Origin of the sequence: Pseudoalteromonas sp. NZS71_1, from assembly GCF_015864305.1 — a bacterium.
GTDB lineage: Bacteria > Pseudomonadota > Gammaproteobacteria > Enterobacterales > Alteromonadaceae > Pseudoalteromonas > Pseudoalteromonas arctica.
Genome location: NZ_JADYXM010000002.1, coordinates 199,995 through 213,146, shown reverse-complemented (window position 1 = coordinate 213,146; position 13,152 = coordinate 199,995). Strand labels below are relative to the sequence as shown.

General features: G+C 38.8%; 12 protein-coding genes. 11 read left to right on the top strand and 1 reads right to left on the bottom strand.

Annotated elements, in window-relative coordinates; all coding sequences use genetic code 11:
• The first annotated feature begins 150 nt into the window (after positions 1–150).
• From rpoE to pdxJ, 10 genes are all read left to right on the top strand, one after another.
• The gene (rpoE, locus tag I6F43_RS03830) at positions 151–732 is read left to right on the top strand and encodes an RNA polymerase sigma factor RpoE (protein WP_002958721.1); all 582 of its coding nucleotides are present in this window, start codon (positions 151–153) and stop codon (positions 730–732) included.
• A gap of 1 nt (position 733) precedes the next feature.
• A complete protein-coding gene (locus I6F43_RS03825) occupies positions 734–1,351 on the top strand; it encodes a sigma-E factor negative regulatory protein (RefSeq protein WP_165721038.1) in 618 nt (205 codons plus the stop codon).
• A 4-nt stretch (positions 1,352–1,355) separates the two neighbouring features.
• Complete coding sequence (locus I6F43_RS03820) at positions 1,356–2,306, top strand: MucB/RseB C-terminal domain-containing protein (protein WP_197101102.1); 951 nt, start codon at positions 1,356–1,358, stop codon at positions 2,304–2,306.
• 19 nt (positions 2,307–2,325) lie between these two features.
• Positions 2,326–2,775: a SoxR reducing system RseC family protein gene (locus tag I6F43_RS03815; RefSeq protein ID WP_024609022.1), complete on the top strand. Its 450-nt coding sequence runs from the start codon at positions 2,326–2,328 to the stop codon at positions 2,773–2,775.
• Between the two features lie 275 nt (positions 2,776–3,050).
• Positions 3,051–4,838 (top strand): translation elongation factor 4, encoded by a 1,788-nt coding sequence (gene lepA / locus I6F43_RS03810; protein ID WP_007581724.1) that lies wholly within the window; start codon positions 3,051–3,053, stop codon positions 4,836–4,838.
• Between the two features lie 16 nt (positions 4,839–4,854).
• Positions 4,855–5,790 (top strand): signal peptidase I, encoded by a 936-nt coding sequence (gene lepB / locus I6F43_RS03805; protein WP_007581726.1) that lies wholly within the window; start codon positions 4,855–4,857, stop codon positions 5,788–5,790.
• Between the two features lie 2 nt (positions 5,791–5,792).
• Positions 5,793–6,470: a ribonuclease III gene (rnc, locus tag I6F43_RS03800; protein ID WP_007581728.1), complete on the top strand. Its 678-nt coding sequence runs from the start codon at positions 5,793–5,795 to the stop codon at positions 6,468–6,470.
• Positions 6,460–7,392: a GTPase Era gene (gene era / locus I6F43_RS03795; RefSeq protein WP_197101093.1), complete on the top strand. Its 933-nt coding sequence runs from the start codon at positions 6,460–6,462 to the stop codon at positions 7,390–7,392. Before rnc ends, era begins: the two co-directional genes overlap by 11 nt.
• A 20-nt stretch (positions 7,393–7,412) precedes the next feature.
• Entirely contained in the window at positions 7,413–8,105 is a 693-nt protein-coding gene (gene recO / locus I6F43_RS03790; RefSeq protein WP_197101091.1) for a DNA repair protein RecO, read from the top strand.
• A gap of 22 nt (positions 8,106–8,127) precedes the next feature.
• On the top strand, positions 8,128–8,859 hold the full coding sequence (pdxJ, locus tag I6F43_RS03785; protein ID WP_007581734.1) for a pyridoxine 5'-phosphate synthase: 732 nt from the start codon (positions 8,128–8,130) through the stop codon (positions 8,857–8,859).
• Between the two features lie 82 nt (positions 8,860–8,941).
• On the opposite strand, the gene barA is transcribed toward pdxJ, so the two are convergent.
• Complete coding sequence (barA, locus tag I6F43_RS03780) at positions 8,942–11,716, bottom strand: two-component sensor histidine kinase BarA (RefSeq protein WP_197101089.1); 2,775 nt, start codon at positions 11,714–11,716, stop codon at positions 8,942–8,944.
• A 109-nt stretch (positions 11,717–11,825) separates the two neighbouring features.
• On the opposite strand from barA, the gene rlmD reads away from it, so the two are divergent.
• On the top strand, positions 11,826–13,151 hold the full coding sequence (gene rlmD / locus I6F43_RS03775) for a 23S rRNA (uracil(1939)-C(5))-methyltransferase RlmD (RefSeq protein WP_197101087.1): 1,326 nt from the start codon (positions 11,826–11,828) through the stop codon (positions 13,149–13,151).
• Position 13,152 lies beyond the last annotated feature (1 nt).

The following is a 13,152-nucleotide window of genomic DNA, read 5'->3' as shown; positions in this document are numbered from 1 at the left end:
TTTAAAGGCTTAGCGCCGTTATTTATCATCTATTTTATAAAAAAATAATATTAAGCAGAACTTTTTATTCATAAAGAGGTCAGAGTATTTGTGAACAATGACGACAATATGAATAACAAGCAAAAATCAGACATAGGAGTACCGGCTCGAATGAGCGAGCAGGAATTAGATTTAGTGCTAGTAAAAAGGGTCCAGCAAGGAGATAAAAACGCCTTCAACCTATTAGTAAAGAAGTATCAAAACAAAATTGCAGGTTTGATCTCACGTTATGTATCAAACCAAGGCGATATTGCTGATGTGGCACAAGAGGCTTTTATTAAAGCTTACCGTGCACTTCCAAACTTTAGAGGTGACAGCGCCTTTTACACGTGGTTATACCGTATTGCCGTTAATTGTGCTAAAAATTACTTAGTAGCCCAGGGGCGTAAGCCGCCAGCAAATGATATAGACGCTGAAGATGCCGAGTTTTATGATTGTGCAGATTCAATGCGATCTAATGCATCTCCTGAAAACCTACTTTTAAGCGAAGAAGTACGCGCTGTTATTTTTAATACGATTGATAGTTTGCCTGAAGATCTTAAAACCGCAATCACCCTTAGAGAAATCGAAGGGATGAGCTATGAAGAAATAGCAGTGGTAATGGATTGCCCGGTCGGGACTGTGCGTTCGCGTATATTTCGTGCCCGTGAAGCAATAGATAACAAATTAAACCCATTAATAGGCGAGTCTTAGTATGACAAAAGCACACCTTAACAAGTTAGATAACGAAGCGTTATCGGCATTACTTGATGGCGAGCAACATCTGACTGATGCAAAAATTGCAGAGCAAGATGTAACTACGTTTGGCCGTTATGCGTTAATTGGTGATGCGATGCGTGCTCAAAAAAATAATAACGACATACATATTGATATTAGCGATCGCGTTGCATTAGCACTAGAAAGCGAGCCTGTTTATGCTGACTTTGGTCAGTCAAAAACACAGCCTCAAGCAATCACTGAGACGGTACAAGATAATAAAGTAGTGGCTTTTAATTGGCGCAAGCCAGTTGCTCAACTAGCAATTGCAGCCAGTGTGGCAATGTTTGCTATTGTTGGAGTTAATACGCTTCCTCAAAGCAACAACGAGCAACAAAGCGAAATTCCATTACTACAAACCACACCGCTGACAGGTATGGCATCGCCAGTAAGTTACTCATCTGAGCCTGCGCTTGAAAATGCAGAGCAAGGTTTACGTGAATTACAGCAACAACGTATTGGTGCATTAGTTCTTGAGCATCAACGCCAAGCACGAGTTGCGAATTCTTTAGAAACAGCGCAAACTAATACCAAAGCGTCTGAGGAAAAAAACTAATTAAATGAAAGTAATCACTTTTGTTCTGTCGTTGGTAGTAAGCTTTAATGCATTTGCCAACGACACAAATCCTGCCAAAGATTTATTACTAAAAATGGCTAATGCCGTTCACACCCGTAATTTTGACGCTTCGTTTGTGGTTGTCAAAGGTAAAACAATGGAACCCTACCGATGGGTGCATGCTTTACAAGGTGACACAGAACTTGAGCATTTAAGTTTACTTAACGGTGCTGGGCTTGAAATGGTCCGTATTGACAACCAAGTTACTTATTTTGAACCTCAGTCAGAACCATACTCCCTAAAAACAGATTCAATAGCGGGTCCAATTCCTGAAGTGCTTTTTAAAGATATAGATCGCTTAAGCGCGCACTATGATTTTGTATTAGGCGGGAAAGGTCGTATTGCAGGGCGTGCTGCTCAACTAGTTCGCATAGAATCTAAAGACGAGTATAAATATAATTATTGGATTTGGCTGGATATGGAATCGTCGTTATTACTAAAAGCCGCGTACGTTAACTATGAAGGTGAGGCCTTAGAGCAGTTACAGCTTACTCACATTAGTGTGACAGAGCAGCCAGCAGGTATGTTACTTGAAGTGCTCAATCGAAACTTTCCAACGCCTTTACCAAACGATGCACTTATAAACGAAGACAGTACAGCTACTAACTGGCAAATTAGTTGGTTACCGGATGGCTTTGAATTACTAAAATCAGACAGACATAAGCTCGATTTAAATAACGAATTAACAGACTATTACTTGTTCTCTGATGGTTTTGTTGAAATTTCGGTATTTATTCAGCGTCCATTACCGGGTAAGCGTTTAAGTGGTGCACTAACCTCTGGTGCAACGACAGTATATGTGCATAATGGCGGTAATTTTGATGTATCGGTTGTTGGTAATGTACCGAGTATGACCGCAAAAGCGATTGCTGAGTCAGTTACCCGCGCATTATAAACGATTCGTAAGGATTGTTATGATTGAACAAACCCTCACTGTTGTGGCCCTCGATGGCCACATTGCTCATTTAGAAGCACAACAAAAACAAGCTTGTGAAGGCTGCAATGGTCGTTGCGGCTCACAAGTGTTTGGTAAGCTGTTTGGCACTGCAAAAAAAACCTTCCCTTATAAATTTGAATCCTCTGTTGAAGTAGGACAAAAGGTAACCTTGTCACTTGATGATAGTCACGTCGTTAAGCATGCATTTGCGGTATACATGCTACCACTGCTTTTAAGTCTGGTTTTTGCACTGATTGCAGCGCAATTATTTATGTCTTCCGAAGGTTGGCAAATTTTAGCTGCAGCTTTAGGTGGTGTTACTGGTTTCTTTATAGCTAAAACTCGCGTGAAATCGCTAAAGCACGATATAAAAGTTATAAAAATTCACCCAATTAGTATCCCTTTAACTCAAATAGATGGTGATTGACGCCAATTAAATGTAAAATTGCCGTTTTATACCAAAGTAACTTGGAAATACAGGGAATAGTGGTTTTTTAAATTATTTTATCTAGCTGAATTATGTAAGTTAAATAAATTTAACTTATTGTTATTCAATAAATAAAATGGTTTTAATCAATATTAAAAAGCATTCGTGATGTTTGTAATTTACAAACTGAGCTTATGGCATCCTACAGCAAGTATTTTCAAGTCACTTAGGTATTCATATTTAGTCCATTAAAATAGAAGTATAGAATCCAGTTTATGAAGCATATCCGTAATTTTTCGATCATCGCCCATATTGACCATGGTAAATCGACCCTTTCAGATCGTTTGATCCAAGTTTGTGGCGGTTTAACCGACCGTGAAATGCAAAAACAAGTTTTGGATTCAATGGATATTGAGCGCGAACGTGGTATTACCATTAAAGCGCAAAGTGTAACGTTGAATTACAAAGCGAACGATGGCGAAACTTATCAACTTAATTTCATTGATACTCCAGGACACGTTGATTTTACATATGAAGTATCGCGTTCTTTAGCTGCATGTGAAGGTGCACTACTCGTTGTCGATGCAGGCCAAGGCGTTGAAGCACAAACATTAGCTAACTGTTACACCGCTATTGAAATGGAATTAGAAGTAATTCCAGTACTTAACAAAATCGATTTACCGCAAGCGGATCCTTTGCGCGTTGCAGAAGAAATTGAAGAAATTATTGGTATTGATGCCCTTGATGCAGTGCAATGTAGCGCTAAAACGGGTGTAGGTATTGCCGAAGTTCTTGAAATGATTGTTAGAGATGTTCCGCCGCCAGTAGGCGATACAGATGGACCTCTACAAGCACTTATTATCGATTCTTGGTTTGACCCATACCAAGGCGTTGTATCATTAGTGCGTATTAAGCACGGTGAATTACGCACTGGCGACAAAATAAAAATAATGTCGAATGAGCATATACATACTGCCGACCAAGTGGGTGTGTTTACACCTAAGCAAACTAACACCGGTATTTTAAGAACAGGTGAAGTAGGGTTTGTTATTGCTGGCATCAAAGAGATACATGGTGCGCCAGTAGGCGATACTATAACTCATCAAAAAAATGCGGCTCCACTTCGTTTACCTGGTTTTCAAAAAATTAAGCCTCAGGTTTATGCAGGTATGTTCCCAATTGCATCTGATGAGTATGAATCATTCCGTGATGCGCTTAATAAATTAAGCTTAAACGATGCGTCGTTATTCTTTGAACCAGAGAATTCAACTGCATTAGGTTTTGGTTTCCGCTGTGGCTTTTTAGGTATGCTACACATGGAAATCATTCAAGAGCGTTTAGAGCGTGAATACGATATTGATTTAATTACAACGGCACCTACGGTAATCTATGAGATAGTTACTAAAGAAGGTACATTCCAGATTGATAACCCGTCTGATTTACCTGCAGTAAACGATATTTTAGAAATTCGTGAGCCGATTGTTGAAGCTAATATTTTGGTACCACAAGAATACTTAGGTAATGTTATTACTTTGTGTATTGAAAAACGCGGTAGCCAAACAAAAATGACCTATCACGGAAAGCAAGTAGCTGTTACGTATGAGCTACCTATGGCTGAAGTGGTAATGGACTTTTTTGATAAATTAAAATCAACAAGCCGTGGTTTTGCATCGCTTGATTATAACTTTAAACACTTTCAAACATCAGATATGGTGCGTGTTGATATTTTAATCAATAGTGAGCGTGTTGACGCACTTGCGATTATTGTTCACCGTGATGGTGCTCAGTCTCGTGGTCGCCAATTAGCTGATGCATTAAAAGAGCTTATTCCTCGTCAAATGTTTGATATTGCGATTCAAGCAGCGATTGGACAACACGTTATTGCACGTACTACGGTAAAACAGTTACGTAAAAACGTAATTGCTAAGTGTTACGGTGGCGATGTGAGTCGTAAGAAAAAGCTACTTAAAAAGCAAAAAGATGGTAAAAAACGTATGAAGCAAGTAGGTAATGTTGAAGTGCCTCAAGAAGCGTTTTTAGCTATTTTAAAAGTTGGTAAATAAAAACAAAGGATTATAAATGGCTGGTTATTTTTCAGTTTTATTGGTGCTATTAACCTTAGGCTCAGGCTTAATATGGTTAATAGATCACTTAATGTATGCACCTAAAAGACAGGAACGCTTAGCGATAGCGCAAACGTCTGCTGGAGCTCCGTTAGATGAAGAAACTGCGGCATTAATTGCACCAGAACCAGTACTAACAGAAACAGCAAAGTCGATTTTCCCGATGATTGCAGCAATTACTATTTTTAGATCATTTATTTTTGAACCGTTTCAAATTCCATCTGGTTCAATGATGCCTACACTGTTAGTGGGTGACTTTATTTTAGTACAAAAGTATTCATATGGAATAAAAGACCCAGTTTGGCGCACTCAGTTAGTTGATATCGGTGAGCCTGAACGTGGTGATATTGTTGTTTTTAAATACCCTTTAGATGAAAGTGTTGACTATATTAAACGTACGATTGGTTTACCTGGCGATAAAATTGTTTATCGTGATAAACGTTTATATATTCAGCCAAACTGTAAAGAAGGCGAAACCCAACAGGGTGAGCTTTTATGTAATGAATTCAATAAAATTGATTTTAAACTAATTAATGATAACGAATTTAAACAAGGCCCAATGCCTCTAGCTCGTGTGAATGAAAATTTAACAACAGTTACGCATGATATATTAATCAACCCACAAGCGCCTGAAAGAAAAGGGCGTTACTATCAGCAACCGGGCACGCCTTCTGATGAATGGACTGTTCCTGCTGATCATTATTTTATGATGGGTGATAACCGCGACAACAGCCAAGATGGTCGCTTTTGGGGCTTTGTACCAAAAGAAAACTTGGTGGGTAAAGCTGTCTTTATATGGATGAGTTTTGAATTTGAGAATGGCCCTGATGATATTTTACCAGGATGGGTTCCAACTGGTGTTCGCTTTGAACGCCTAGGTAATATTCAGTAACGATGAAAAAAAATGTAACAGAATTATATAAAAAAATTGGCTATGAATTCGCTGATCAAGGTTTACTTGAACAAGCAATGACGCACCGCAGCCACAAAGGCCAACATAATGAGCGACTAGAATTTTTAGGCGACTCGATTTTAAGCTTTGTGATTGCCAATGCACTTTATGCCAAATTCCCTAAAGCGCGTGAAGGCGATTTAAGTCGCATGCGTTCAACACTTGTGCGTGGTCAAACACTTGCTGAGTTTGGTCTTGAATTTGGTCTAGGCGATTATTTACGCTTAGGGCCGGGCGAGCTTAAAAGTGGCGGTTTTCGTCGCGAGTCAACGCTTGCTGATGCAGTAGAAGCTATTATAGGCGCTGCATTTTTAGATTCAGGTATCGACAGTTGTGGCGATCTTATATTGGCGTGGTACCAATCACGTTTGGATGCTATTTCACCAGGGCTTAACCAGAAAGATCCTAAAACCCTGCTGCAAGAGTATTTACAAGCCCGTAAATTATCGTTACCGGGCTACACAGTGGTTGATACACAAGGCCAAGCACACAATCAAACATTCACGGTTGAATGTATTGTTGATGGAATGGATAGCATAATTTCTGTTGGTAGCTCGCGCCGTAAGGCCGAACAAAAAGCTGCTGAAAAAGCATTGAAGATACTTAAAAATGAACCTTGATACCTTAATACAGCCTCATGAACGTGATGTAGATACATTTTGTGGAATGGTGGCGATTGTCGGTCGACCAAACGTAGGTAAATCGACTTTGCTTAATGTAATCATTGAGCAAAAAGTGAGTATTACCTCACGTAAACCACAAACTACACGTCATCGTATTATGGGTATTCATACCGTAGATAAACACCAAGCGGTATACATAGATACACCGGGTCTACACGTTGAAGAAAAGCGTGCTATTAACCGTTTAATGAATCGAGCAGCGTCTAGTTCTATCGGCGATGTAGAGCTTATTATTTTTGTCGTTGAAGGCACTCATTGGAATGCAGATGACGATATGGTACTTAATAAAGTATCGCAAAGTGGTAAGCCTGTATTATTAGTTATTAATAAAATTGACCAAGTTAAAGACCGTGATCTTGTATTGCCTCATATGAAGTGGTTAAGTGACAAGTTTGATTTTGTTGGAATTATGCCAGTATCGGCAACGCAAGGTAAAAACGTTGATTTAATCAAAGCAGAGGTAACTAAACGCTTACCTCCTTGCGAATTTTACTTTCCTGAAGATTATGTAACTGACCGTTCAATGCGCTTTATGGCAGCTGAAGTTATTCGTGAAAAGCTAATGCGTTTTATGGGTGAAGAACTACCGTATTCTGTGACTGTTGAAATTGAGCAGTTTAAATGGCAAGACAACGGTATTTGGCACATCAATGGGTTAATTCTTGTTGAGCGCGAAACACAAAAACGCATGGTTATTGGTAATAAAGGCGAAAAGCTAAAAACCATTGGCCGTGAAGCTCGTAAAGACATAGAAGAAATGCTTGATAACAAAGTATTTTTAGAGCTTTGGGTTAAAGTTAAGTCGGGTTGGGCTGATGATGAACGTGCACTAAGAAGCTTAGGTTACAGTGAAGACTAAACCAAGCAGTAGCTTAGTGAATGGATAGCGACTTCTACACCGCGTATTTATTACATAGGCGTCCGTATAGTGACTCCCAGGTAATGTTAGATATGCTTGTAGAAGGCGTTGGTCAGTTAAGAATGCTGGCCCGAATTAGTGGTCGCCAGGCCACTAAACATAAAGCACAACTTCAGCCGTTCCAGGCACTCCTTGTTAATTACAGTGGCAAGTACGATTTAAAATATATCAATAAGTTTGAACTGCATGGTAACCCGCACTTTTTAAAAGGTGATGAGCTTTATTGTGGTTTTTATTTGAACGAACTGACTAACCGCATCGTTCCTGTTAATGAGCCAATTGAACAAGTATTTGAGCTATATAAATCCCACCTAGGAAACCTAAACAGCGGAGCCAATTTACAAGAAGTGCTTCGCTCGTACGAATTTCAATTATTGGAATTACTCGGTTATGGCGTGGATTTTAGTTTTGATGCCAGTGGTGAACCAATAGATGAAAAGCAGGCGTATAGTTATTTCCCCGAACTTGGTTTTTTAGTACAAGAAGATACGCGTTCTGGATTTAGTGGCAAACAACTTAACGCCATAGCAAATCATGACTTTAGCCAAAGTGATGTGCTATATATGGCAAAGCAATTAAGTCGCTATTTATTAAAACCCTTATTAGGTAGTAAACCATTAAAAAGCCGTGAGCTATTTATGGCCTCTCAATAAACGTAATTTTACAGGTAAGAAAATGAAAGATATTCTTTTGGGTGTAAACGTAGATCATATTGCAACACTTCGTCAAGCGCGTGGAACAAGTTACCCAGATCCAGCGCATGCAGCCAGTGTAGCAGAGCATGCAGGCGCAGACGGTATTACGATTCACTTACGTGAAGACAGACGCCATATTCAAGATCGCGACGTTTATGTGATGGCTAAAACTATCCAAACTCGCATGAATCTTGAAACCGCTGTTACCGATGAAATGATACAGATAGCGCTTGAAGTAAAACCCGAGTACGTGTGTTTAGTACCTGAAAAGCGCGAAGAGTTAACCACCGAGGGCGGCTTAGATGTAGCGGGTAATATAGATAAAATTAAAGCCGCAACAAAAACGCTTACCGACGCGGGTATTAAAGTATCGCTATTTATTGATGCAGATAAAGCACAATTAGATGCAGCTAAAGAATGTGGTGCTCCTTATGTAGAAATACACACAGGCGCGTATGCTGATGCAACAAATGATACTGATTTACACAAAGAGTTAGAGCATATTCGTGAAGGTGTTAAATACGCAGCAAGCTTAGGTTTGATTGTTAACGCTGGCCATGGTCTTCATTACCATAACGTTAAACCCATTGCCGCGATGCCTGAGATTTATGAGCTAAATATTGGCCACGCTATTATTGCTCGTGCAGCGATAGATGGGCTCGATAAAGCCGTACGCGACATGAAACGATTAATGATTGAAGCAAGAATGTAATACGAATCTACATAAGTATTTAAAAAGCTTAATTAAAAAAACGCGGTTAATGCCGCGTTTTTTTGTATCTAAAATTCAAAGCTTATCTTTGTAGCTCAGTTACGCTTGCATCAGCAAGTAAGTTTTCAAGCTCGTCCTGTAACTCAAATAATTCAGGTTCAATATTCTCTAACAAGCATTTATTTTTAAGTGATGTTTCAATTGTTTCTGCGAGTGATTTAAGTTTTGGTACACCAGTGTAACAACATGCGCCATGAAACTTGTGGACAATACTTAGGACTTGCTGACAATCATTACTCTCTATCGCTTTAGCAAGCAATGTAAGAGTTTCAGGGACGCTTAGAAGTAGCATATTAAGCATCTCTAGCGCTAACTCGCTCTTTCCTCCAGCACGCTGCAGGGCTTGTGCCCAATCAATTCGACTACTTTGAAATGGAGCCGGGCTTTGTGGTGTATCTGTTTTAGCTTTATCGCGATTAACCGGGGTCTGTGGACTATGATCGCTAATAATTTGTTTAAGCATATCTTCATCAATAGGCTTAGTTAAATAGCCTTTAAAGCCATCTTTTAGTAGTTGCTCTTTTTCGCTTTGAAGGGCGTGTGCCGTTACAGCTATAATTGGTGTATCTTCATTAAGTGATGATTCTTGTATAAGCTTGCATGCGGTTATACCGTCCATAATTGGCATCTGAATATCCATAAAAATTATGTCGTATTTATGACTTTTACTTAAGCTGTATGCTTGTGAACCATTATGTGCCGTTTCTATTACTTCAATCTGTTCACTTAATAAAGTATGGAGAAGTTTTAAGTTGGCATCGTTATCATCAACAACTAATACTTTTAACGGCAGCAAAGCTTGATCGTTTTGTTCAATATTATGAGTAGGGTGGTCAAGCCTGTAAGGTGCAGCAAGTACTTCACATAACTTACGGTGATTAAGTGGTTTACTTAAACACGCATCAGCACCGCTGCCTATAAAGGCTTCTCGCATATTGTGCGATACAGTATTAAGCATTAAATATAAGTAATCAGTAGATTCACGCACGGCTTTCACATAGCTTTTTAGTTGCTGCATATCATCAACTGATGCCATATGGCCAATTAAGCAAACATCATATTTATGTTCAGTATTTTTTATAGCGTCTAAAAAGCTAGTCTCGTTAAAACATGCCGTTACGCTTGATTCCCATTGAGTCAATAACGAAAGTACAGCGTGATGTGTATGCTCGTGTGGCTCTAAATACAAAATACGCTTACCAATGAGCGATTTAGTCGGTAAGTCGTTAGTAAATACATGATTGGGCAAACTAAACACACTATTGAATGTAAAACAGGTACCGTTACCTGGTGCAGAGTTTAATGTTATGCGGCCATTCATCGCTTCAACAATATGCTTAGTAATAATGAGGCCAAGACCTGTACCACCAAACTTACGTGTAATGCTTGAGTCTGCTTGCCCAAATGGAGTAAATAAAGAGTCTTGCTTATCCATAGGTATACCCACGCCAGTATCTGTTACTGACACAAGTAAAGAGGTGCGTTCGTCGTCGAGTAACCGATGGCTTATGTCGACCTTAATGGAGCCTTTTTCAGTAAATTTAATCGCATTACTTAATAGGTTTATCAGCACTTGTTTAAAGCGAGTGGGATCGCCCGTTAAGTCATCTGGTACTTGTTGGTTAATGTAAATGGATAGCTCTAATTGCTTATCGTGTGCGCTAGGAGCGAGTAGCGTCATCACTTCATTTACAGCATCACGAAGTTGAAACTGAATCGACTCAAGTTCCATTGCACCCGCTTCTAGTTTGGAGAAATCTAGAATGTCGCTAATAATAGTCATTAAACTATTTGCTGATAGCATAATAGTGTCGAGATAATCTTTTTGATGCTTGTTTAGTGGTGTTTTATAAAGCTGGCGTGTAAATCCAATAACACCATTTAACGGAGTACGAAGTTCGTGACTCATTTTAGCTAAAAAGTCTGATTTTACGCGGTTAGCATCTTGAGCTTCTTTTTTTGCAAATGAGAGCTCTATATTTGAAGTTTCGTATTGCTCTAGTGTTTCACGGTAGTCGCTAGTTGCTTGATCAATATTTTTTTGCATTTCATCTTTTTGCATCACCATAGTGTGAGCAATGGTATTTAAGCCTTCTCGCAATAGCTCAAATTCACCTATCATGTTGTCGTTAAGGCCAGTACTTCTTTTACCTTCGACTAACTTGTCGGTTGCAAGTACTAACTTATTAAGCGGCGTCATAAACATGCGGCTTAACCTTAAAGCTAAAATTGCTGCAAACACCAATGATAAAATAATTACAATACCGCTAATTAATAAAGCACGTTGCTGCCCTATAACCGCTTGGTCTTTGTTTAGCTGTATAATAACGGTGCCCAGAGATGACTGAAAAGCAGATGGATCCCATTTAGAGTCGTGACTTGTATGGTTAATAATGGGCGTGAAGAATGTAACAAGCTCATCTGACTTTTGCACGTGGGTCGTTTTTAAATTTATGAGCGTCTTTTGATTAATTAACTTTTCAAATGAGCGGTGATAATTACTCGTCATTAATAGCGCATTATTTTTATCAAAAATTGCAATCGACTTAATTGTAGGGGAGTGCTTGTTATGTGTGTAGCTTATAAGGCGATTCAATAGCAGTTTGTTTTTTTCGAGCATGGGTTGCTCAAGCGCAATAGCAAGGGGCTCAGAAATAGTAGTACCTTGCTGATATAAAATTTCATCAAGCTCAATGTAACGATTTATTGTAAAATAGCCACCAAGTAGTAATCCTATGATCACCGTTGGGATCAGGGTCAGTGTTAAAACAGAATCGCGTAAGCCTAATTTGGTCATAATGGGAGCGTTTTATCGTTATTAGTATGATTTGAGTATATACGGTTCAACACGCATTCTAAAGCATCTAAATATAGGTGCTTCATAAATAAACTGAAGGTAATGCCTAATGGCGCAAATTTTTAAAGCGAAAAAAAAACCGCTTAAGCAACAAACACTAGAATTAAATATAACGGGAATGGATCATCAAGGGCGTGGCATTGCGAAGCATAATAATAAAGTATGTTTTGTGAGCGGTGCATTACCAAATGAAACAGTTAAAGCAACGCTCGTCGAAGATAAAGCTAAATACAGCAGTGCAAAAGTAATTAAAATTATTAAAGCGAGTGAATCAAGAGTTGACGCTTTTTGTGAGCACTATAATCAGTGTGGTGGCTGCCAATTACAGCATTTAGAAGTAAGCCAACAAGTTGTAGAAAAACAAACTGCAGTTACTCAGTTATTTAGTAAGTTTGCTAAATTAAACAGCTTAAACTGGCAAGCTCCATTATTAAGTAAGTCTGTGCATTACAGGCGCAGCGCTCGCATAGCTGTTATGTTTGATAAAGCAGCTAAAAAAATGCGTGTGGGTTATAGAGCAAGCGGTTCAAAAAATATTGTGAGTATTAATAAATGTGCAGTACTTGATGAAGTATTTGCGGATGTTTTTACACTTTTTGATGGTTTAATTAATCAACACAAAGCGCTGCACAGTATAAGCCATTTACAGTTATGCCAAAGTGATGAGAAAAACTTTGTTGTTATTCGTCACACTAAAGCAATTAACGATGATACAAAGGCTTTGGTTGAGCACATAACAAAAAGCCAACAGTTTGAAGTTGTATGGCAAAGCGAGAGCGATGTAATTGATCATTCACACTTAGCCATGCCGTTTTATTATCTTAAAGAGTTTGATCTAAAATTTGAATTTGGTTTAGGTAATTTTATTCAGGTAAATGCGCAAGTTAACGAAGCTATGTTAAAGCAAGCCGCAAATTGGCTTGATTTAAAAGGTGATGAAAATTTATTGGATTTATTTTGTGGCATTGGTAATTTCTCATTAGTGTTGGCAAAACAAGCAAAATCTGTAATTGGCGTAGAAGGTGTGACTTCAGCGGTTGCAATGGCTGCTCAAAATGCGCAAACTAACTCTATTACCAATGCGCAGTTTCATTGCTTTGATTTAACGCAAAGCATACAGAGCGCCCCATGGTTTAGTAAAAACTTAGATGTGCTTGTACTCGATCCATCTAGGACTGGTGCAATGGCTGTATTAGAGCAATTATCTTTAAAGCAGTTTAAAACTATTTTATATGTCTCTTGTGACCCTGTTACTTTAGCCCGTGACAGCGCAATTATTTCACAAGCTGGCTTTGATCTTAATAAAATTGGGCTAATGAATATGTTCCCTCATACAGGGCATATTGAAACTATGGCGTTATTTCAACGGAGGTAGA